The organism is Litorilinea aerophila (assembly GCF_006569185.2).
Classification (GTDB): domain Bacteria; phylum Chloroflexota; class Anaerolineae; order Caldilineales; family Caldilineaceae; genus Litorilinea; species Litorilinea aerophila.
Map to the genome: position 1 here is coordinate 30,399 of NZ_VIGC02000032.1, position 22,799 is coordinate 53,197.

Annotated in this window: 16 protein-coding genes and 1 pseudogene; 11 read left to right on the forward strand and 6 right to left on the reverse strand. The window is 64.1% G+C overall.

Annotation, left to right across the window (positions count from 1 at the left end):
- Window positions 1–41: 41 nt before the first annotated feature.
- The 4 genes and pseudogenes from nuoD to FKZ61_RS19690 form a co-directional block, all read right to left on the reverse strand.
- Window positions 42–1,217, reverse strand: coding sequence for an NADH dehydrogenase (quinone) subunit D (gene nuoD / locus FKZ61_RS24530; RefSeq protein ID WP_407659961.1), 1,176 nt, complete (start codon window positions 1,215–1,217; stop codon window positions 42–44).
- A gap of 111 nt (window positions 1,218–1,328) precedes the next feature.
- A pseudogene (locus tag FKZ61_RS24535) lies at window positions 1,329–1,880 on the reverse strand (NADH-quinone oxidoreductase subunit C); the annotation flags it as partial.
- A gap of 49 nt (window positions 1,881–1,929) precedes the next feature.
- A complete protein-coding gene (locus FKZ61_RS19685) occupies window positions 1,930–2,487 on the reverse strand; it encodes an NADH-quinone oxidoreductase subunit B (RefSeq protein ID WP_141611854.1) in 558 nt (185 codons plus the stop codon).
- 485 nt (window positions 2,488–2,972) lie between these two features.
- Complete coding sequence (locus tag FKZ61_RS19690) at window positions 2,973–3,350, reverse strand: NADH-quinone oxidoreductase subunit A (protein WP_141611855.1); 378 nt, start codon at window positions 3,348–3,350, stop codon at window positions 2,973–2,975.
- Between the two features lie 855 nt (window positions 3,351–4,205).
- Between FKZ61_RS19690 and FKZ61_RS19695 the strand changes: the two genes are divergently transcribed.
- The 11 genes from FKZ61_RS19695 to FKZ61_RS19745 all read left to right on the forward strand — a co-directional run bounded on the left by FKZ61_RS19695 (window position 4,206) and on the right by FKZ61_RS19745 (window position 18,679).
- Entirely contained in the window at window positions 4,206–4,562 is a 357-nt protein-coding gene (locus FKZ61_RS19695) for an NADH-quinone oxidoreductase subunit A (RefSeq protein WP_141611856.1), read from the forward strand.
- A 139-nt stretch (window positions 4,563–4,701) separates the two neighbouring features.
- Window positions 4,702–5,925 carry an NADH-quinone oxidoreductase subunit NuoH gene (gene nuoH / locus FKZ61_RS19700; RefSeq protein WP_141611857.1) on the forward strand — a complete coding sequence of 408 codons (1,224 nt, stop codon included), beginning with the start codon at window positions 4,702–4,704 and terminating at the stop codon, window positions 5,923–5,925.
- Window positions 5,926–6,024: 99 nt separating this feature from the next.
- Window positions 6,025–6,546, forward strand: a complete 522-nt coding sequence (locus FKZ61_RS19705; protein ID WP_141611858.1) for an NADH-quinone oxidoreductase subunit J family protein — start codon at window positions 6,025–6,027, stop codon at window positions 6,544–6,546.
- 66 nt (window positions 6,547–6,612) lie between these two features.
- Window positions 6,613–6,924, forward strand: a complete 312-nt coding sequence (gene nuoK / locus FKZ61_RS19710) for an NADH-quinone oxidoreductase subunit NuoK (RefSeq protein ID WP_141611859.1) — start codon at window positions 6,613–6,615, stop codon at window positions 6,922–6,924.
- A gap of 139 nt (window positions 6,925–7,063) precedes the next feature.
- The gene (locus tag FKZ61_RS19715; RefSeq protein ID WP_141611860.1) at window positions 7,064–7,417 is read left to right on the forward strand and encodes an outer membrane protein assembly factor BamD; all 354 of its coding nucleotides are present in this window, start codon (window positions 7,064–7,066) and stop codon (window positions 7,415–7,417) included.
- A gap of 60 nt (window positions 7,418–7,477) precedes the next feature.
- Entirely contained in the window at window positions 7,478–9,709 is a 2,232-nt protein-coding gene (locus FKZ61_RS19720; protein WP_141611861.1) for an NADH-quinone oxidoreductase subunit 5 family protein, read from the forward strand.
- An 83-nt stretch (window positions 9,710–9,792) separates the two neighbouring features.
- On the forward strand, window positions 9,793–11,403 hold the full coding sequence (locus tag FKZ61_RS19725; RefSeq protein ID WP_141611862.1) for a complex I subunit 4 family protein: 1,611 nt from the start codon (window positions 9,793–9,795) through the stop codon (window positions 11,401–11,403).
- A 100-nt stretch (window positions 11,404–11,503) separates the two neighbouring features.
- On the forward strand, window positions 11,504–13,003 hold the full coding sequence (locus tag FKZ61_RS19730) for an NADH-quinone oxidoreductase subunit N (RefSeq protein WP_141611863.1): 1,500 nt from the start codon (window positions 11,504–11,506) through the stop codon (window positions 13,001–13,003).
- Window positions 13,004–13,142: 139 nt separating this feature from the next.
- Window positions 13,143–14,858, forward strand: coding sequence for a hypothetical protein (locus tag FKZ61_RS19735; protein ID WP_170200047.1), 1,716 nt, complete (start codon window positions 13,143–13,145; stop codon window positions 14,856–14,858).
- A 76-nt stretch (window positions 14,859–14,934) separates the two neighbouring features.
- Window positions 14,935–16,614, forward strand: coding sequence for a UDP-N-acetylmuramoyl-L-alanyl-D-glutamate--2,6-diaminopimelate ligase (locus FKZ61_RS19740; RefSeq protein WP_170200052.1), 1,680 nt, complete (start codon window positions 14,935–14,937; stop codon window positions 16,612–16,614).
- A gap of 382 nt (window positions 16,615–16,996) precedes the next feature.
- A complete protein-coding gene (locus FKZ61_RS19745) occupies window positions 16,997–18,679 on the forward strand; it encodes a hypothetical protein (RefSeq protein WP_141611865.1) in 1,683 nt (560 codons plus the stop codon).
- Between the two features lie 70 nt (window positions 18,680–18,749).
- On the opposite strand, the gene FKZ61_RS19750 is transcribed toward FKZ61_RS19745, so the two are convergent.
- Window positions 18,750–21,419 (reverse strand): O-antigen ligase family protein, encoded by a 2,670-nt coding sequence (locus FKZ61_RS19750; protein WP_141611866.1) that lies wholly within the window; start codon window positions 21,417–21,419, stop codon window positions 18,750–18,752.
- Window positions 21,388–22,788 carry a CHAT domain-containing protein gene (locus FKZ61_RS19755; protein ID WP_170200054.1) on the reverse strand — a complete coding sequence of 467 codons (1,401 nt, stop codon included), beginning with the start codon at window positions 22,786–22,788 and terminating at the stop codon, window positions 21,388–21,390. Before FKZ61_RS19755 ends, FKZ61_RS19750 begins: the two co-directional genes overlap by 32 nt.
- Window positions 22,789–22,799 lie beyond the last annotated feature (11 nt).

The window sequence follows — 22,799 nt, forward strand, 5'->3', positions numbered from 1 at the left end:
TGGCTTGCTTCCTCACGCTGATGGGTGCGTAGTGCGTGGCGCTAGCGATCCACTTCACCCAGCACGATGTCGATCGTCCCGATATTGGTAATCACGTCCGACAGCATCTCCCCCTTGCACATCTTGCTGATGGCGAAGAGGTTGTTGAAGCTCGGCCCACGCACATGCAGGCGATAGGGGACGGCCGAACCGTCGCTGTAAATGTAGAAGCCCAGTTCACCCTTGCTGGCTTCGATGCCGTGATAGACCATCCCCGGCGGCACCCGGAAGCCTTCGGTCATCAACTTGAAGTGATGGATCAGAGCTTCCATGCTGATGTCCAGCTCGGCGCGCGGGGGCGGCGTCACCTTGCGGTCGTCGGTGCGGTAGAGGCCGTCCGGCAGGTTGTTCAGCGCCTGCTCGATGATGCGCAGGCTCTGGCGCATCTCTTCCATGCGCACCAGATAGCGGCTGTAGCTGTCCCCTTCGTTGAAGACCGGGACTTTGAAGTCGTAATTCTCATAGCCGGAGTAGGGCATGTCCCGGCGCAGATCCCAGTCCACGCCACTGCCCCGCAGCATGGGGCCGGTCAGGCCCATGTCGATGACATCTTCTCGGCTGAGAACACCGATCCCCTCCAGCCGCTCCTGCCAGATGGGCGATTCGGTGAGCATGGCCTCGTAGTCGTCGATGTAGCCGGGCATCACCCGCAGGAAGTCCCGCAGGTGCTCGATGAACGCGGGCGGCAAGTCCTTCCAGACGCCGCCGATGCGGATGTAGCTGAGGGTCAGACGGGCGCCGCAGACCATCTCAAAGAGATCCAGGATCCGTTCTCGCTCCCGGGTGGCGTACATGAGCAGGCTCATGCCGGTGCCGGAGACGTCCAGCACGTGGGTGCCCAGCCAGAAGAGGTGGGAGGCGATGCGCTGGAGCTCGGCCATGATGACCCGGATCACCTGGGCCCGCTCGGGGATCTCCAGCCCCAGCAATTTCTCCACAGCCAGCACATAGCCCAGGTTGTTGCTCATGGACGAGAGGTAGTCCATGCGGTCGGTGTAGTAGACGAAGTCCTTGTAGCGCTTGTTCTCGCCCGTCTTTTCAAAGCCGCTGTGCAGGTAGCCCAGGTCTGGGTCTACATTGACCACCGTCTCGCCGTCCAGCTCCACCACCAGGCGTAGAACGCCGTGGGTGCTGGGGTGGTGGGGGCCCAGGTTGATGATCATGTTTTCCCGGTGCATGCCCGGCGGGACATGGGGCTTGATGCTCTCGGCCGGCAACACCTGCTTGCCCAGGGTTTCGAATTCGGGATCTTCCCAGGTGAGGGTGAAGGGCACTTCCTCGCCACCCAGGGGGATGTCCTTGCGCAGGGGGTGGTAGGGCCAGTGCTCGGGCATGAGGATGCGGCGCAGGTCGGGGTGGCCGGTGAAGCGGATGCCCATCAGGTCATAGACCTCCCGCTCCGGCCAGTTGGCCCCCTGGTAGACGGCCGTCAGGCTGGGCACGGCTGCGTTTTCGTCATCCCCCGGCACAGGGCAGATGACCATCAGGTGCTGCTTGCGCCGGTAGGAGCGGAACTGGTAGACGGTGTGGAAACGTTCCTCGCCCTGGGGAATGGGCAGTTTGAGCCGGTCCACGGCAGTGACGTCGATGAGGGCTTCGTAGGCCAGCTGGGGATCCGTTTTCAGGAATTGGGCCAGCTCCACCAGCCTGTCGGCGGTGACGTAGACCATCTGCTGGCCCCGGTGTTGGCCGGCGGCCAGGATGGCGTCGCCGAAGCGCTCGACGATGCGCCGGGTGTCCTCCGTCTCCCCGGTGGGCAGGGGAGCCAGGGCCGGGATAGACGGGTCGTTGAGGCCGGGGAGCGTTTCATAGGGTCGGTGAATCGGAGAGACGTTCAGCATGGGTTTCTCCAGACAGATGGTGTGCGATACCGGGGAGACCAGGCTTCGGCTAGGCGGCCTCTTTTTGCCGCAGGGATTCCAGGGATTCGATCTCCTCTGGGCCGACCATGGCCCGGGCGATTTCCGCCCGCCGATACTTGGCAAAGGTCTCCCGTCCTTGTTTTTCCCGCAGCTTGTCCAGGCCATAGAGCAGGGCTTCGGGCCTGGGTGGGCAGCCGGGGATGTAGACGTCCACCGGGATCAGCTTGTCCACGCCCTGGATGATGGCGTAGTTGTTGAAGGGGCCGCCGGCGCTGGCGCAGATGCCCATGGCGATCACCCATTTGGGCTCCAACATCTGGTCGTAGATCCGCTTGACCACCGGCGCCATCTTGTTGCTCACCCGGCCGGAGACGATCATGAGGTCGGCCTGGCGGGGGCTGGCCCGGAAGAGCTCTGAGCCATAGCGGGCGATATCGAAGCGCGCGGTGCTGGTGGCGATCATCTCCATGGCACAGCAGGCCAGGCCAAACAGGAGGGGCCAGGTGCTGTTCTGTCGGCCCCAGTTGACCAGGCTTTCTAGCCTGGCGGTGAGAATCCCTTCTGGCAATTTTTCTTCAAGGCCCATGGTGAAATTTCCCTCGTCTTGACTTGACGTCATCTTGACTTTTACGTCTTGATGTTGCGCTCTACTTGATGTTGCGCTCTACATGCTGCGCCTGTTGTCGACGGCGTAACCTCGACTGGATGGCACAGCTGGACTTGGGCTTGTCCCCTTTGGTTTGTCCTTGTTGCTTGTTCCCGGCCATCGGGCCGCGATGGCGGATGGCAACGGGCGGGGGTCAACCATTAACCCTATCGAATTCAGACATCCCTGTCAATGTTGGCATGCCTGTCAACGTTGGATGGTGAGATAACAGCTTCCGGGAGGGGGCAGCCGAGCCGAGCCACGCTGATCGTCCCGCCCTCCTCCCGGAAGCCAGTCTGTTTTCATGCTGGGCGGGCCTCCGTGGTACCCGGGGCACCGGGCCCGTCCCTCTCTGTCGCCGTCTGTCACCCTGGCGCTTCAACGGACCGTAGCCCGTTGCTTGCGCCTCTGCCCGGCGCTGGCTGTCATTTCTGCCCCCAGTCCAGCGCACCTTTCTTCCACTCGTAGATCAGGCCGACGATCAAAACGAGCAGGAAGAAGCCCATGGGCAGCAGGGCCAGGGCGGCAGAGTAGGTGTCCCGGAGATCCCGGATGATGGCGGCCCAGGGGTAGAGGAAAATGACTTCGATGTCAAACAGGATGAAGAGCATGGCCACCAGGTAATACTTAACCGGGAAGCGCCGTCGGGCATCGGCAAAGGGAATGATGCCGGACTCGTAGGGTTCCAGCTTCTGCTTGTTGTCCCGGCGGGGGCCCAGCAGGCTGGGCAGGATGATGGTAATGGCCGATAGAACGCTGGCGACGATCAGGAAGATGAGTAAGGGCAGATAGTCAGTTGCCACGGCTGTCTATATCTCCTTGGGATCTCCTTGGGTCCGGTGTATGGCTTTGGCGTATGGCTTCAGCGCCCAAACGCCTATCCTGTTGCCGGTTGAAGACATGACAAAAGATAGACTCAACACCTGGGTGTTGAGTCGTCAGACAGGGGCACAGCCCGGCTGAGCGGGCACCGGTATAGCCTGGTGTAGAGGCCACACCAGAGATTCAGCAGATACCCTCTGGGAGGCACCCTCAATGAGTTGCGTTTCTGCCGGGCTTGGCAGGCGCCCCTGGTAACAGCGGCAGGCTTCATGGATCTGGCACCATGGATTTCACCATGGATTTGGCGCCGGTTTGGCGCAGCCGAATCATACTGTGCCCTGTGTGTCGTACCGCCGTGTAATTCGCAGCCAAACTAATTGTTAATTCTATCACGAGCGTATGGGCGTGTCAACATTTGGCGGCTGCGCCAAATCAATGGGGCGTTTCCTGGACCCGGCGCATTGGTAGTTGCTGGGGGGCGGGCAAGTCGGGCCATGCAGGGCGTGTGCGCCCGGTGGCTTTATGCTTTTTGCTCTGGCTTTGTAAAGCATGCTACAATCTCAGCTGCTGTCCTCCTGCTCTGTTCTGATGATGCTGTTGGCCTGGGTTGCAGGCATAAGCCGATTTCCCGCCGGGCAAATTTTCCGATAACCTTGTGGGTATGCTACCATACGTCGGTGTTTGTTACGTTCTACACAAACGCAGCGGGCTCTGTCCCGTGGCCCGCCCTTTATCGCGACCTGGATTTATCGCGACCTGAATCTTGGACCGGGTGATTACACAGGTTGATGATCCTTCTCTACCAGTCTCTACCAGTTGGCGAGGAGTAACCCCGCATGTTGCAACAATATGCCTTTGTTCTAATTTTGAGCGTGCTGGCCTTTTTGTTGCCCACCATCACCATTATCCTGGGCATGATTTTGGGGCCCAGGCGCCCGGATCCGGTTAAGGTGGACATCTATGAGAGCGGTATGGAGACGGTGGGGGATACCTGGGTGCAGTTCCGGGCCCAGTATTACCTGATCGGCCTGATCTTCCTGATCTTCGATGTGGAAGTCATCTTCCTCTTCCCCATCGCCGTGGCCTACCAGCGGCTGTCGTTCTTTGGGGTGGTGGCTACCATCACTTTTGTGGTCATCCTGCTGTTGGGCCTGTTCCTGGAATGGCGCAAGGGCGCCTTGGAATGGCAGTAGTTTGGAATGGCAGTAATGCAGTAGTAAATGCAGTAGTTTGGATGGCGGTAGTAAGAGTAAATCCTGGGGGATGCTGCCCTGGTTCCTGGAAACCGTCTGTGCTCCTTGAAGCACCCAAAAGGCTGAGGTGGAGGTTTTGATGCAGCTGTGGAGTGAGACCCTATCAAACTGGCTGGCGGGCCTGGGTTTGCCCGAGCCTGTCGCCCTGACCGTCGCCTATCTGGTGGGCGCGCTGGTCCTGGCCACCTTTGCGCCACTGCTGGCCCTGATCCTGATCTGGATCACCCGCAAGGTGATCAGCCGCCTCCAGGACCGGATTGGCCCCAATCGGGTGGGCAAATATGGCCTGCTGCAGACGGTGGCCGATGCCCTGAAGTTGCTGTCCAAAGAGGACATCCGGCCGGCCAATGCGGATCCCATTTCGTACAACCTGGCCCCCATCCTCTCGGTCTTTGGGGTCATCATGTCCCTGGCGGTGGTCGCCTTTGCCCCGGGCCTCATCGGCGCAGACCTGAATGTGGGCGTGCTCTACCTGGTGGCCCTGGGTTCCATTGGTATCATGGCCGCGCTGATGGCCGGTTGGGGCAGCAGCAATAAGTATGCGCTGCTGGCAGGTTTCCGGGTGGTGGCCCAGCTCCTGAGCTACGAAATCCCCATGGTGCTGTCCATGCTGGCGCCGGTGTTGTTGGCGGGTACCATGCGCCTGGGGGGGATCTCGGAAGCCCAGGCGCTGCGCATCTTCGGTTTCAACATCGGCCTGGGCTGGTTCGTCTTCATCATGCCTGCCGCCTTCCTGATCTTCTTCATCAGCGCCCTGGCGGAAGGAGAACAGACGCCCTTTGACCTGCTGGAGGCGGAGTCGGAGCTGATCGCCGGCTTCCACATCGAGTACTCCGGCATGAAGTTCGCCATGTTCTTCCTGGCCCAGTTCCTGAACAGTTTCTTCCTGGGCGCCATCGCCGTCATGCTCTTCCTGGGTGGCTGGCAGGGCCCCCTGGTGGACCAGATTCCGCTGCTGGGGCTGGTCTATTTCCTGGCCAAAACGTTCGCCGTCTATGTGGTGGTCCAGTGGATCAAGGGGACGTTCCCCCGGGTTCGCATCGATCAGATGATGGCCTTTGCCTGGAAGGTCCTGGTGCCCCAGGTGCTGGCCCTGATCCTCTGGCAGATGCTGGTGATGAAGCTGCCGGCGCCCACCTGGGTCCAATATGGGCTGATCCTGGTGGGGAATCTGGCGGTGATCGGAGTGGTCGTCCGGATCCTGGGCCGCTACTTCCAGCAGGAGCAGGTGCGCAGCAAGCGGGCCTTCGAACCCCGCTCCCTCATCGGCACCATGCAGCCGGCCCCTTCATCAGGGGATTGAGGCGTCCGGGCGCATCCATCTGTCTGGTGTGTATTCGACCCATGACCTTTGTTTTCGACGATTCCTGGTTTGCGAGTCTGTAGCGAAGGGGCAAGATTTATGCCAGCCATTCTTGACCATCTGCCCACTGTGCAACAGGTGATCTTCATCCTGATTGGCCTCTTCACTGCCGTCAGCGCCCTGCTGGTGGTGGTGGCGCCGAACCTGTTCCACAATGCCCTGGCCCTGGTGGCCACCTTTTTCGGCGTCACCGGCCTGTATGTCCTGCTGGAGGCGGAATTCCTGGCCGTCAGCCAGGTCCTGATCTACGTGGGGGCCATTTCCACGCTGATCACCTTCGCCATCATGTTGACCCGGGGCATGATGTACGGGAGGACATCGCCCACCAACCAGCAGCGGTTGGCCGCAGCCATCATGGCTGTCCTCTTCTTCCTGGTGTTGGCGGGGTTGCTGGTGCATGTGCCCTGGCCGGTGGTGGGCGCCGAACTGAAGGCGGGCGAGGCCATCATCGCCGATCTGGGTGAGCTCTTTGTCACCACCTATCTCATCCCGTTCGAATTGATGGCCCTGCTGCTGTTGGTCGCCCTGGCCGGCGCGCTGATGCTGGCCCGAGATCGCTGATGGGGTGTTGACCGGCGTTGATGAGATTGCCGTTGAAACTGTCGATGGAGGAGGCGTAGGGGTTTCATGGTTCCACTGAACTGGTACTTAATTCTGAGCGCGTTTGTCTTTTCCTGCGGCCTGTATGCCGCCCTGGCCCGGCGCAACGCCATTGCCGCCCTGATGGGTATTGAGCTGATGCTGAACGCGGTCAATATCAATCTGGTGGCCTTCTGGCGCTATGGCAATGCCGTGGAGGCCCTGGCCGGCCAGGTGTTCGCCATCTTCGTCATCGCGGTGGCGGCCGCCGAGGTGGCCGTGGGGCTGGCGCTGATCATCTCGGTCTATCGCCTGCGCCGGACGGTCAACCTGGACGAGCTGGACACGCTGCGGGGCTAACCCCTCCGCCGGCGCTGGTCCGTTCGGGATACCCGGTGAAAGACGGGCCTGCTCCATGGAAGTCGGGGACGGTCTGGCCGCCTTGATGCCTTGACGGGAGGCCTCGAGTGAGGGCCAGGCAGAGGAGTGTGCCACATCCATGCCGAAGCAGATGTTGACCGGCACCCTGGATGAACAGTGCGAGTTTCTCTACCGGGTGGCCCAGGAGAAGATGGCCCAGGGAAACTACACGGGTGCTGTCCACGCACTGAAGGAAATTGTCAAATACGCACCGGACTACCGGGATGCCCAGGCCCTGTTGGCCGAGGCCAGGCAGCGCAAAGCGGCCCAGTCGGCCCTCCTCTGGTGGGGGCTGGCAGGCGGGGCCCTCTTCATCGGGGTAGGCACGGTGTTGCAGGTGAGCAATGATCTGATCTTTCTGCTGTTGGCACTGGTGGGTGCCCTGGTCGGCTACGGAGTCGGCACTTTTTTTGTGCGGTTACGGGTTCGTTGAACGCAGGCCCCAGTCGCCCACGAGTCAATTTAATCTGGCCATAAAAGCGAGGATGATCTAATGGAGGGATTTCTCAACTTAGCCTGGTTTGTGCCGATACCGCCCTTTCTGGCCTTTGTCGCCATTATCCTGTTCCTGAACCGGAACAAGGAGGTGAGCGCCCTGACGGCCATCGGTGGGGTGGCGCTCAGCTTTCTCTTGAGCTGGCCCATTGCCTTTGCCGCCTTCACCACCGATCACTTCGGCGCGCATCCGGTGGAAGGCCAGCTCTTCAGCATCCCCACCGGTGCCAGCCGGCTTTGGGTGGGCTATCAGGTGGACCCGGCCAATGCCCTGATGTTGTTCATGTCCTCTTTCCTGCTGTTGATGATCTTCATCTACTCCAGGGGCTACATGACCTTCCCGGGGCATCTGAATCCGGCCATGTATCCGGTCTCCTATGAGCAGGGCAAGGATCCCCGCTACAGCCGCTTCATGGCCTACATCAGCCTCTTCGCCACCGGTATGTTGGGCCTGGTGGTCTCCAACTCCCTGCTGACCTTCTTCATCTTCTGGGAGATCATGGGGCTCTGTAGCTACCTGCTCATCGGCTTCTGGTACGAAAAGCCCTCAGCCCAGGCCGCCTCGCTCAAGGCGTTTGTCACCACCCGGGTGGGCGATGTCATCATGCTCATCGGCATGATGTTCCTGTACGTGCACAGCGAGCCCAGCAGCCTCCTGTTCGCCGATATTCTGAACCCGGAGAACCTGCACCACCTGGCCGAGATGACGGTCACCGTGCCCCTGGTCAATGTGACCGTGCCCTGGGTGGCGCTGATTGCCTTCCTCATCTTCTTCGGCACTGTGGGCAAGAGCGCCCAGTTCCCCCTCCATGTCTGGTTGCCGGACGCCATGGAAGGCCCCACCCCGGTCAGCGCCATGATCCATGCGGCCACCATGGTCTCCGCCGGTGTCTTCTTGCTGGTCCGCATGTTCCCCCTCTACTACGTGGCGGGGGAGGCAGCGCCGGGCGTCTTAAACTTTGTGGCGTTTATCGGCGCCTTCACCGCCCTCTTTGCCTCCACCATCGCTGTGGCCCAGTGGGACATCAAGCGGGTGCTGGCCTACTCCACCATCAGCCAGTTGGGCTACATGGTGGCGGCCATCGGCATCGGCGCCTACGTGGCGGCCCTCTTCCACCTGATTACCCACGCCTTTTTTAAGGCGTTGCTCTTCCTGGGCTCCGGCAGCGTGATCCACGGGGTGGAGCATGGCCACCACCATGTCCATGAGCACGGCGGCCATGGGCACGGCGAGGAACACGGCCACGAGGTTCATCCTATCCAGCGGCCGGATGGCGTCCTGGATCCCCAGGATCCCCAGGACATGCGCAACATGGGTGGTCTCCTGAATCGGATGCCCCGAACGGCCTGGACCTTTATCATCGGTGGCCTGGCCCTGAGTGGCTTCCCCCTGGTGACTGCCGGCTTCTGGTCCAAGGATGAGATCCTGGCCAGTGCCTGGTATGGTCAGCACTACGGCGTCTTCTGGACGCTGGCCATCGCGGCCTTCCTGACTGCTTTCTACACCGCCCGCCAGATTGGCCTGACCTTCCTGGGCGAACCTCGCACGGAGATGGCCTCCCATGCGCCGGAGAGCGTGCCCAGCATGACCTGGCCCCTGATTCTGATTTCGCCCTTTGCCATCGGCCTGGGCTGGTTTGGCATTCCGGCCTCCTTCCCCGGCCTGGGCGCGCTGGTGCCCAACTGGCTGGAGCACTTCCTGGAGCCCTTTATCGAATACATGGAAGTTCACGTGCCCCATCCGGGCTTCGACATCGTGCCCCTGGGCGTCTCTTTGCTGGTGGCCCTGGGCGGCCTGGCTGTGGGCTTCGCCGTCTACGGTCGTGGGTTGGGTGCCGAACAGATCGATCCCCTGCGGAAGTTGCTGGGACCCATCTGGGTTCTCTTCCATCGCAAGTATTATGTGGATGAGTTCTACCAGTACACAGTGATCGCCTTTGCCCGTGGGCTCTCCCGCTTCCTCTACTGGGTGGACGACGTGTGGGTCATCGATCCCATCGTCGATGCCATCGGCCGCCTGGCCGTCCGGTTCGCCCAGGTCTGTGCGGCGGTGGACCGCTTTGTGGTGGACGGCATTGTCAACGGCGCCGGCTGGCTGACGGACTGGTCCGGCCGGGCCCTGCGCAACGTCCAGGACGGCCATGTCCAGGCCTATCTGCTGCTGGCAGCGGCCACGGTGACCATCTGGCTCCTGCTCAAGGCGCTGCCGGTCATCCTGACGCTGGTCTAACCTGTAGGGTATATCCATAGCCTGCATTGATTTGATTATTGACTGTTTGATTTCCAAGCCAGGTGTCTGCGGAGGAAATATCCATGGAATTTCTTGATCAGTGGGTGTTGCCAATTATCCTGTTCTGGCCGGTGGTGGCCGCTGTGGTGGCGCTCCTTATGGACGATGAGCGGAGCATCAAGTGGTGGTCCGTGATCGCCAGCCTGCTGCCCCTGGGGTTGAGCACCTATATGCTGCTCACCTATGACTTCCAGGCAGGGGGCATGCAATTTGAGGTGAATGTGCCCTGGATCGAAGCGCTCAACTCCAGCTTCCATCTGGGGGTGGATGGGCTGAGTGTTCCCCTGGTCTTCCTGACGGCCCTGCTCTCCACCCTGAGCATCTACTATAGTGCAGGCACCATTCGCCACCGGGTCAAGGAATACTTTGTCATGTTCCATCTCCTGGAGATGAGCATGCTGGGTGTCTTCCTGGCCCTGGACTACGTGCTCTTCTATGTCTTCTGGGAGATCAGCCTGGTGCCCATGTATCTGCTCATCGGCATCTGGGGCGGCCCGAACCGGAACTACGCGGCCATCAAGTTCTTCATCTACACCCTGGTAGGTTCGGTGGCCATGCTGCTGGCCATCCTGGGCACCTACTTCGCCACCGGCACCTTCGACATTCTGGGGGCAGCGGCAGCCAAGCCCTTCATGGATCTGCCGGGCGATAAGGCGCTCCTCTTCACCAGCCTGGCCTTCTGGGGCTTCTTCCTGGGCTTCGCCTTTAAGGTGCCCAGCTTCCCCTTCCACACCTGGCTGCCCGACGCCCATACCGAGGCGCCCACCGCCGGGAGCGTCATCCTGGCCGGCGTCCTGCTGAAGTTGGGCGCCTACGGCTTCCTGCGCATCGTGCTGCCCACCTACCCCACGGCCAGCCAGTACTGGTCCCTCTGGGTGGTGGCCCTGGGCGCCATCGCCATCGTCTACGGCGCCTTCGTCTGTGTCGCCCAAACTGACTTCAAGCGCCTCATCGCCTATAGCTCGGTGAGCCACATGGGCTACGTGATGCTGGGCATCGGCGCGGCGGCCAACGTGTTGACGCCGGAGGGCGCGGCCCGGGCTGCCGAGGCCTTCGGCCTGAGCACCGAAGCGGTGGCGGATAGCGCGGCCATGGCCATCAACGGCGCCACGTTGCAGATGTTCAACCACGGCATCATTACCGGCGCCCTCTTCCTTTTGGTGGGCGTCATCTACGAACGGGCCCACACCCGGGAACTGGCCCGCTTCGGTGGCCTCAGCTCCAAGACACCCTGGTACTACGGCATGATGATGGTGGCCGGCTTCGCCAGCCTGGGGCTGCCCGGCCTGGCCGGCTTCTGGGCCGAATTTTTCACCTTCCGGGGCGCTTTTGCCCTGGTGCCGTACTGGGCTGCCTTCGGCACCATCGGTATCGTCATGACCGCGGTCTACATCCTTTGGCGCATCATCCAGAACGTCTTCCTGGGTGAATACGACCCGAACAAGCTGCACCACTGGACCACGGTCGACGGGGTGGAGACCGACGGGCCAACCGACATGGTGGGCTTCGAGAAGCTGACCCTGTGGCCCTTGATCATCGGCATGTTCCTCCTGGGCGTCTATCCGCCGCTCATTCTGAACTATTTCAACCGCTCCGCCGTCGAGCTGTTGCAGTTCGTCCAGGGCTTACTCTAGTAAATCCCGGCAGAAATTCGCCGCGGGCTCTACAAGAGTCGTACCGTCGAATTTCTGCCGTGGCATTTACGCCAGACTGTACTAGGTAAAGGGGGCAACCTTGAACGATATCGGATTCGGTTCTCTGGGCTCCATCCTGCCCGAGATCATCCTGCTGATCGGCGGCCTGCTGATCCTGCTGTTGGACATGGCCCAACAGGATACCCGCGACTCCGGGCGGGGCTACATGGCCATTTCCATCATCTTCCTGGTCGGTGCGCTGGTGGGGGTGCTCCTGGAGCGCAACGCGGAGCCCCAGACCGCCCTGGCCATGGTGGAAATCGATCCCTTTGCCATGTTCCTCAAAATTACCATCCTCACGGCCATGACCCTGGTGGCGGTGGCGGGCGGCAGTTACATGAACAAGCGGGCCCTAGGACGAGGAGAATTTTGGTCCCTCTTCCTCTTCGTCACCCTGGCCATGAGCATGGCGGTGGGGGCCAACAACCTGCTGCTCCTCTTCCTCTCCATTGAGTTCCTCTCCATCACCAGCTACATCCTGGTGGGGTTCCTGCGGGAGGATACCCGGAGTACGGAAGCGGGTGTGAAGTATTTCCTGTACGGTTCAGTTGCATCCTCGGTGATGCTTTACGGCATGAGCCTCCTCTATGGCGCAACAGGTTCCCTCCAGCTGGCGGAGATCGGCCAGGCCTTCCTGGACAACCCGGACCTGGCGCCAGTGGTCATGCCGGCCACGGTGTTGGCCCTGGTGGGGCTGGGCTTCAAGGCCAGCCTGGCGCCCTTCTACCAGTGGGCGCCAGATACCTACGAAGGCGCTCCCACACCCATCACCGCCTATCTCTCCACCGCATCCAAGGCGGTGGGGCTGGCCGTCATTGCCCGCATCTTCCTGGTGGCCCTGGGCGCCTACCGGGTGGAGTGGGTCCCGGTTCTGGCCGGCCTGAGCATCCTCACCATGACCCTGGGCAACCTGGTAGCCCTGCGCCAGACCAATGTCAAGCGCATGCTGGCCTACAGCTCTGTGGCCCAGGCGGGCTACATTCTCATGGGGCTGGTCGCTGTGGTCTCCAGCGCCCAGGCTGATGTGACGGCCCTGTCCATCAACGGCCTGAATGGCCTGCTCATCTACCTCTTCGCCTACCTGTTCACCAACGTCGGCGCCTTCATGGTGGTGCAGGCGGTGGAGGAATTTGCCGGCAGCACCGATATCCAGGCTTTCGACAACCTGGCCCGCCGGGCGCCGGGGCTGGCCTGGGCCATGTTCATCTTCTTGCTGAGCCTGACGGGCATTCCCCTGACGGGCGGCTTTATCGGCAAGTTCTACGTCTTCGGCGCTGCCATCCAACATCAATACTTCTGGCTGGCGGCCATCGGCCTGGTCAACGCCGGTGTGGCGGCCTTCTACTACCTGAACGTGGTGCGTGCCATGTTCTTCGCCGCGGAGCCAGAGACTGCGCCGACTCCCATGCCCGTGGCCATTTCCGTGCAGATCATCCTGTTGATCTGTGTGGGAGCTACCTTGTGGATAGGCATTTATCCGCCAGACATCATCAACTGGGCCAACAATGCTTCCCAGTATCTGTTGACCATTCCTTTTTGAGCACGCTGATCCTCCCAGGCCTGTCACGTCAAGGGGTGGAACTTTCTCCATCCCTTGACGTTTCTTTCAAATTGTGGGGTCACGTTTGTTGCAGATGGGCAAAGGTCCGGCCTCCTTCGCCGGGATGAAGAACCTTCGTGTGAGCTGGCGCTACATCCTGGCCGCCCTCTTGCTGGTGGTGCTGATGGCCGTCAGCGGGCTGCCATCCTGGGTGTGGGCGCAGGCGTCTGCTGTGCCCACACGCAATGTGGCCATCAGCGTGGCGGTAGCACCCGGCCAGCCTAACGTGGTCCTGGCCGGGACCCTCAACGCCCCTGAGTCCGTCAACGTCTTCCGGAGCACCGACGGCGCTGTGGGCTGGGTGGGGCTCACCAACGGCCTGCGTCCCAACATCAGCGCGGCCGGGATCGCCTTCGACCCACAAAACCCCAACCTGATCCTGATCGGCGATGGCGGCTTCGGCTACATGTTTCGCAGCCAGGACGGCGGCACCACCTGGGAAGAGCTGGCCGGCTTTCGAGAACTCCTGAGCGAAAATAGCGCTGTGGGCGAACTCTACGCCGCGGTGCAGGATGGCGTCACCGTCTTCTTCGCCTGTACCCGCTTCGATGGCGTCCTGCGCAGCCCCAACGCCGGCAACATCTGGCAAAAGCTGGACGCCGGGCTGGAAGGGGAAGCCCGGCGGGTGCGGGAGGTGGCCCTCTACGGCAACGACCTCTACGCCGGCACCCACGCCGGCCTCTACCGCCTGCGGGCCAGCGCCTCCGTGTGGGAACCGGTCCCCGGCATCCCCGCCGGCAACATCGTCTTCAGCCTGCTCACCGACGGCGACACCCTATACGCCGGAACAGGCATCGGCCTCTTCCGCAGCCCGGACGGCAACACGTGGGAACAGGTGCCCAACTTTCCCAGCACCATCGTCTACGACATGGCCAGCACCGGCCGACTTCTGGTGGCGGCCACCGAGAACGGCCTCTGGACCGGAGCGGGGGATAGCTGGCAACAGGCCACCATCAACGGAGTGCCTTACGGCGGCGTCGCCTACGCCATCGCCAACATTCCCCAGGCCCCCCGCACCCTCTACGCGGCTACGGCCACCGACTGGATCTTGCGCAGCGACGACGAAGGGGTGACCTTCTACCTGCCTGCCAACATGCCACCGCTGGATGTCCAGGCCGCGCTGGCCACCGCCACCCCCACCTTTACGCCGTCGCCCACGCCCACGGACACCCCAACGCCCACCGCGACGGCCACGGAGACGCCCACGCCCACCCCCACCTTCACGCCGTCCCCGACCCCCACGGAGACGCCGCTGCCGACCGATACGCCCACGGCCACCGAGGCCCCTCTGGACGTGCCCCCGACCCCGTCCATCGAATCCTCTGCCCCCCTGACGGGGACAGGCATCCTGACCATCCCGGTGCCCCTGACGGCGACCGCTCCCATCAGCATCCCCCTGCCGCTGCCTGGGGAATCGCCTGCCGCACCCGAGTCGACGCCGGCCCAGGTGGCGCCCGGTCAGGCCATTACCGAAGGGGTGACATTGCCGGAGGTCCCGCTGCCCACGCCCACCGCAGCGCCCCAGGAGGCGTCGACCGCCTCGCCCACGGCGACGGACACCCCCTCCCCGGTGCCCACTGCCACGCCCACCGCGACGGCCACGGAGACGCCCACTGTGACGCCCACGGCGACACCTACCGTGACGCCCACGGCCACGCCGACCCGGGTGCCCATCGACGTGGTGGCCACCATCTACGCCAGCCTGCCACCGGTTTTTGTCGGGGCCGGCCTGCTGCTGGCCCTGGTCGTCCTTGCCGCCGGCTTTTCCATCATCCGCGGACCCCGCGATATCTGAGCGATTTCTAACGCCGGCCCTGACGTTTGAAGTGGGGAGATTGAAGTGGGAAGATTGAAGTGGGGAGATGCCACCCATGAAGCTGGAAGCGCATCCTGAAAGTTCACCCACAGCCCAGCGGGCTACCATGACCCTGGCCCAATTGCTGGCCCATCTGCCGGACGCGCAGCTCCATGTCCCGGCGGATGCCGCCACCGTGCGCATCCAGGCGGTGACCCACGACAGCCGAGCTGTGGAACCAGGTACCCTCTTTGTGGCTGTGCGGGGCGAAACTCTGGATGGCCATCGCTTCCTGCCCGATGCCTGCGCGCGGGGGGCCGTGGCCGGGCTGGGTACCCGTTCTCCCGCAGAGCTGCAGGCCGAAGGGGTTGACCTGCCTGCGGACTTTCCCTATGTCCAGGTAGCCAACAGCCGAGAAGCCCTGGCCACCTGCGCCGCCGTCCTCCATGACTTCCCCAGTCGTCGCCTGACGGTGATCGGCGTTACCGGCACCGACGGCAAGACCACGACCTGTACCCTGCTGGAGAGTATCCTCCGCGCGGCCACCCGCGAGGAGGGCGATCCCGCGGGCCGGGTCGGCGTCATCACCACCGTGGCGGCCCGTATCCGGGGTCAAGAAAGCGACACCGGCCTCCACGTGACCACGCCGGACGCGCCTGCGGTGCAGCACTACCTGGCCCAGATGGTCCAGGCTGGCTGCCGTTACGCGGTGGTGGAGAGCACCAGCCATGGGCTGGATCAGGGACGGGTCAGCGCGGTGGACTTCGACGTGGCGGCCGTGACCAACATCACCCACGAGCATCTGGACTATCACCGGACCCGAGAGGCCTACGTCCAGGCCAAGGCCCGTCTGTTTCGTTTTCTCTACCTCTCACCGCCCAAGCCCGGGGTTCCCCGTTGCGCGGTCCTGAACGCGGATGACCCCGGCAGCTTTGCCGCGCTGCAGTCGGTCCTGGCCATGGAAGCGGAACGGCGTGGCTTTACGGTGCCGGTGCGCACCTATGGCCTGGCCGGGCAGGGTAGTGGCCACCCAGACGTGACGGCCGCGGACCTCCAGGTGGAGCCGGCCCAAACCCGTTTCCAGTTACACTGGTGGGGCGGCGCCTTTCCGGTGGAAACCCGACTCATCGGCGAATTCAACGTCTACAACATCCTCTGTGCCGCCACCGTGGCGTTGGCCCTGGAGGTGCCGGTCCCGGCCATCCAGGCCGGCATTGCCGAGCTTTCCGGCGTCACCGGGCGGATGGAGCGCATCGATCGGGGACAACCCTTCCTGGCCATCGTGGACTTTGCTCATTCGCCCGCCAGCCTGGAGCGTGCCCTGCGGGTGCTTCGCCAGCTCCTGGAACAGCGCGCCAGCGGGGCCCCGGCTGGTCGCCTGATCGCCGTCTTCGGCAGCGCCGGCCTCCGGGATCGGGAGAAGCGACGGCTGATGGGGCAGGTGAGTGGCCGCCTGGCCGACTTCACCGTCATCACCGCGGAGGATCCCCGCACCGAGGACCTGGATGCCATCAACCGGGCCATTGCCGAAGGGGTGCGGGAGTACGCCCCGGAGACTGCCTTTGCCATCGTGCCAGACCGGGCGGAAGCCATCCAGTTTGCCGTGGACATGGCCCGGCCTGGGGATATCGTGGCCGCCTTCGGCAAGGGGCATGAGCGCAGCATGTGTTTTGGTACCACCGAGTATCCGTGGAGTGATCAGGAGGCCATGGCCGCCGCCCTGGAACGGGCCATGGGCCGCCGCCCGGCAGGGTGACCTGGGCGCTGTCCATCCATCCGTCCGGGGGCAATCAGGATGGGCGAATCATGATTGCCCCTACATCTTCCAACGGCAAATTTGAGGAGGGATCCGAAGAGGGCGGCCCGCCGTTGACGGCTTCTCCCTCTGGGTATGGGATGGCTGGAAAGGGCTCCGTTCCCCAGGTGTAGATAGTGCTTGTGTCCTGCGGGAAGATGTTGTATGATTGACGCCAGTTGTCAAACACCTTCCTATGGCGGAGTACGTATCCCAGGCTGGATCTCACCGCAGCCAACAGAGATCGCACTCCCGGATGCCTGATTCTCATGTCATGGTTCTCATCAGCCGTGTAACGCGGCTTTTATCATCAGCTATCAACCCACCTCAAAGGAGACTGGACATGCAGGCGAAACCAAAGATTCTTCGGATCTTAGTTGTCGCACTCATTGTCAGTCTGGTATTGGGCGCCTGCGGCGGGGGAAATACGGGTAAGACGTGGTTCAACCTACCGTCGATACCGGTACGGGTCCAGAGCAATGGTGTAGCCAGTGTCTTTGGCTTCAACATTGGCCCGGTGCTCCAGCCATCGCTGATCCAACAGTTGCAGTCGGCCAATGTCCAGAAGCTTGAAATCCGCATCGGCTACAACGGCATCCATGTCTACGCCAACGGCCGGGATCTGCCCTATATCAGCTGGGACCAGGAATCGGTCGCAACCCTGCAGGATGTGCTGACCCGCCTGCCCAACGTACCCAATGGGGCGACGATTGCTCGAGTTTTGCCCTGGCTGCGGACCATCGGCACCGGCGTGGCCCTGAACCTGCCCCCGGCCCAGGGCGCTGCCCCGCTGGATATCCCCCGCTGGCGTGGCGAGACGACGGTTTCGCCTGAATCCCCGGCAGAGACGACCATTGGCCCGTTCAACATCGCCAGCCTGGTCTTCGATCCCCAGGGCAACGCCATCATCGAGGGCGTCCCGGTGTCGACCCTGGAGCAGGCGTTGGGGATGGCCCTGCCCCTCCGGCTGGATCCCAACACCCTGGGCCTGCTGCAGTCCATCGGCGCCGAGAAGGTCACCATCGCCACCCACCCCAACGGCATCAACCTGAGCCTGAACGACCGGCCGCTGCCAGGCATCGCCTACGACAGCGCTTCCCTGAACCAGCTGTTGGAGCTGGCCCCCGCCTTTGTCGCCGACCCGGCCCTGCTGGCCACCCTGCAGGATCTGGTGCCCCAGCTGCCGGGAGCCCAGATCAGCGTGGTGGTCTCCTTCACGGGCGAGGCGGTAGCCGAGACCGAGCTGGCACCCATTTCCATTTCGGTGGAACCTGACGGCTCCCTGCGGGCCTTCGGCCTGCCTGTGGTCCCAGAACCCGTGGTGCCAGCGGATGTGATCCAGAAGCTCCAGGCCGCCAACCTCCAGCGGCTGCGGGTCCAGGTGGCCTCGGATGGCCTCTTCATTGCCGCCAACGAGCAGACCCTGCCCACCATCACCTGGACCGATGAATCCCTCACCCGCCTGGCCGGCCTGGTGGGCCCCCTGGCGGACGTGAGTCCCGACCTGGTCACCAGCGCCCTGGACATCGTGCGGCGAACGGGCATCAGCCTGGATGTTCAGCTTCCCCTGGCCGAAGGCGCGACCCCTGTGGAGGTGCCCGCGGAAATCGACCGCACCATGGAGCCCCCGTCACTGGATGGCTTCACACCGCCGGTACTCCATGCCAGCTTCGCCTACAGTCAGCAGCAGCTGGCCGCCATCAACCACCTCACCTCCGAGGACCTGGCCCAGGTGGGTGTAACCCTGCCCGGCCTGCCGCCAGAGCTGGCCACCGTGATGCAGACTCTGGGCGTGCGCCAGCTAGCCCTGGTGACCGACCCCGGCCAGTTGAACGTCCTGCTGGACGGCCAGCCCGCGTTGACGGTGAACTATGACGCCGCTGCCCTGCAGAAGGCCCTGGACCTGGCCGAGCCCTTCCTGACGGACACTCCCCTGGCTGATCCTGGCGTGGAGACCTTGCTGCGGGAACAGATCCTGCCCCTGGTGCCCGGCGCCGATGTCAACGTCGCCGTGAACGTGCAGTGAACGGGTACGAATCTCGCCCACTGAACATCGTAAATAACAAAAGGGGCCGCCGATGTCGGCGGCCCCTTTTCTATCGACTCTCCCGGGGGCAGACCGGCCAGGGAGGCACCAACAGGGCCAGAGCCAGCCAGTTCCAGGCCGCCAGATCGGCCAGGGCCATGAAGGCATCCACCTGGGCATGGGCCAGGGCCGCCATCAGGCCGGCCAGGAGGCCACTTGCCACGGCCGGGGAGAGCCTGTGCCCCGGGGCGCCGGAGAGACCATTGCCGGCCCGGGTGGCTCGGACTAGGAAGAGGCCCGCTACCCCGAACCAGAGCAGCCCAGCCACGCCCCAGAAGGCAGCCAGCTCCAGCCAGAGGTTGTGGGGGTGGCGCAGGTTGGGATCCACGCCACTGGCCCCGGCCAGGTAGGCCGGAAAACGCCAAAAGAAGCCTCCCGGCCCCACGCCCAGCCAGGGCACATCCTGCCACAGCCGCAGGGTGCGTTGCCAGACCAGCAGCCGTTCGGCGACGGTGGCGCTGTTGCCCAGTCGCTGCGCCAACGGAAAAGCCGCCAGCGCCAGGAGCGTTGCTAGCAGGGCCGCCCCCATCCAGCGCTTTCCGCCCCCCAGGCCGGACCGCAGCCACGCAGAGCGGCCCAGCCAGGCCAGGGTCGCCAGGCCAGCCGGGATGCCCAGGAGGATCGCCCCTCGGCTGGCCGTCAACGCCAGAGCAACCGCCACCATGGCGCTGGCCAGCCAGCCGCCCACTCGCCGCCAGCCCGACTGCCATGTCCAGGCCAGGCCCAGCCCCAGGAAGAGCGTTCGCACCAGGTAGAGGGCCGTGTGGTTGGGGGAGAAGGTCGCTCCCACCAGGCGGCGCACGCCATCGGCCGTGGTGCCCCCACCGGCCAGCCAGCTACCCAGCCCCACCAGCGCCGCCAGCAGACCACCCCCGAAGAGGGCCAGGGCCATCCGGTGTCGTTCCCGTGGGGTGGTGGCCAGCAACCGCACCGCCCAGAAACCCGCCAACGGCATCAACGCCAGATCCCACAGGCCCCGCCCATAGGCCGCCCAGTGCCACACGTTCAGGCTGGCAGCCAGGTTGATGCCGAGCCAGGCCAGCGCCAGCCCATCCCAGCGATCCAGGGGCCAGGCCTTTACCTGGCGCAGACGAGCCATCAGCCCAGGCACCAGACCCAGGAGCGCCGCCTGAGCCGGCGGCAGGATCAGGCGCTGATCCACCAGGGTGATCTCTTTGTGCTGGAAGTAAAAGGGCAGGAGGGCTGCCACCAGCCAGAGGCCCGCCTGGGGATGGACGCTGGCCAGAAAAGCCAGGGCCAGGAGGCACAGGGCCAGCAGGGGCGGCCAGGTGGCCAGGTAGTAAGTCCCCAACACGCAGCCCCACAGCAGGAGCTGGAGCGATAACGGCCAGCCACCCAGTTGCCGTCGCCAGTCCGCCCAGGGGAGCAGGGCCGCTGCCGCCCATCCCCGCCAGAGCACCACGGCGAAGCCCGCCAGCAGGAGGCACCAGGGGATCCAGTCCAACAATGAAAACGAGGGGGAAGGCGAAGCGACTGCTACGGCCGCGTTTCGGGCCTGGGCGGCCTGGCCCAAGGTCCGGGCCAGGGTCGGCGTCAGGGCAAAGCCCCAGGCCGGATCTGTCTGAGGGGTGGCTGGCCGTTCCAGGGCCCAGCCCATGGCGACCAGCCACGGCCAGCGGCTGGCCGCCAGCTCCACCGCCCGGGCGGCAAATTCCTCCTGGAGCTCTGGCCGCACGGTGCCCCACAGGGAGTCGGTACGGCGGTTCCAGCCGAAGCGTATCGCCCAGATGGGGGTGGTGCCGTCGCCCGCGGCCTGCATGGCCCGGCGGATCAGGGCCACACGCTGGAAGTTCAGCACATCCAACCGCTGGCGAGGATCCTCTGGCGTATGGCCAAAGCCGAAGGGCTGGACTGCCACCGCGTCGAAGGAGGGGGCCGCGCCCGCAGCATAGAGGCGCTGGAGGAAGTAGATCTCGTCCACGGCCGTGTGACCCCGATCCTGGGTCGGGGCCAGGGCTGCGGTCAAGATCACCGCGTCCGGGTCCTGGGCCCGGATGGCCTGGGCCGCGGCCTGGAGCAGGTAGGCGTAGGCGACCGGCTCGATGTGGCGATTGCCCCAGTGGGGCGCGATGTTGGGTTCGTCCCAGATCTGATAGTAGCGGACCTGGTCGCCGTAGCGCCGGGCAAAGGCACCGGCAAACGCGGCCAGGGTGGCCGGATCCTCGGGGGGGGCCAGAGGGTTGTCGTGGATGCCCTGATCCGTGGGGCTGCGCGACCAGGCCGGGCTGCCATCCAGGACGACCACCGGCACCAGGCCGGCCTGGCGGATGGACTGGAGGATGGCGTCGCTTTCCTGCCACCGGTAACGTCCGGGCGCCGGCTCCATTTGCCCCCAGTCGAAACGTTGGCGCACCCAGCCGAAGCCGGCCTCCTGGAGCTCGGCCAACACCTGTTGCCGGGCCTGGGCGTTGTACTGCTCCAGCGCGACGGTGACGCCCAGGAAGGGCGGCGCTGCTTCCGTGGCAACGGCAGGAGTGTCCAGGCCCCAGCCGGCCTCCTGCATCGTCCGGCGTTCCAGGCCGGCCAGCAGTACCAGGTGGCAGAAAATGCTGAAGAGCAACGCCAGACGGAGCGCGGCCAGGCCCCGCCGGAGCCGGGCGCTCAGGGCTCCCTGGCCTGGCCGAGGGCTACCCACCGTGGCCGCGGATGGCGTCTTCAAGGGAGCTGCGGAGTCGCTCCATCCGTTGCTGGTGCGCCCGATACTGGGAGACCTTGGCGGCGTATCGGGGCTCATCCCCCTGTTGCTCCAGATGCCGGAGCTGGTACAGGAGGCTGCGGCATTCTTCCACGGACTCCTCCCAGCTGCGGGCGATGAAGCGCAGCTGGCCGGGCAGCCGGGTCAGGTCCAGGCCGGCCACCAGCTCGGCCAGCCAGGCCTCTTCCTGGCTGAGATCCAGGTGGACAGGAGCGGGGTGGGGTCTGGCCATGCTTGGTCTGGCGGTGGATGCGCTGCCGACGCTTCCCCGGGGCAGGCGCAGGATGCGCCCATCTTCGGCGTTCAGCCAGAGGATGGGGGTGCCGTAGCTGAAAGTGTGGGGCGCCAGCATGTAAAGGGTGCTGCGGGCGCCGGCCACAGCCATGTCGATGGCGCCAGGACAGGGCCCGTTGAGCAGTTCGTCAAACAAGTGGCGGGCAAAGTCCACTGCCACCTCGTCTGGGATCGGGTACTGCATGGCGATGACCGCGGGGACACCGGCCTGGAGGAGCTGGCTGCCCACGCTGGTGAAACGGGCCTGGGCGGAACCCTGGCCGGCCAGGCAGGCGTTGAGGAAGACCAGCTTCACCGATGTGGCCCGTTCCAGGGTGACCCGCAGGCTTTCACTGGTGGCCAGATGGGGGACGTCCTGCTGCCAGAGGAGGATGCCATCGGGTTCGCCGTGGCTGGCCACGTAGAGGATGTCCGGCCGATGGGTCTGCAGGGCCTGGTGGAGTTCCAGAATGCCGAAGCGGCCCTCCAGGGTAGTGACTTGCATCTGAGCCGGCCCCAGCCGCTCCGCCATCTGCCGGACGAGCTGGATCTCCGCCTGGGCCGCCATGAGGCCGGTGGGATCTTCTGGCGCAGCCAGGAGCAGGTGCAGGGGGAGGCTCGCCTGGATCTCCCGGGAGGGCCCCACGTGTTGGAACAGATTTTCCACCCGTACCAGGGGCGTCCGCCCGCTGGCGCCGAAGGCCATGTTGCGGTCGGGGTCGTAGAGGCTTTCCCAGGGAAGGGCGGCCACGGCCGGGGGGTATAGGGCCAGGCGCAGGCGCACGCCCTCTGCCTGGCCTGTCTCCAGGTCCGAACGAGCTCGAATCCAGAGATCGCGCACCTGATCCCGGAAAAGGTCCTGGAAGATTTGGCTGCCCACGTGGCGGATGAAGGCCGTGCCGGGCGCTTCATCCACCTGGCCCAGCCGTCGACACTGCTCCTGCCAGGCCTCCTGGGTGAGATCCAGGGCAAAGGCGCCTTCCGCGGTGCGTTGCCGGTAGCTGGCCGTGACCGAGTAGGGGGCTGCCGACCCGCGAATGGTGATGTCAAAATTGAGCAACTGACACACGG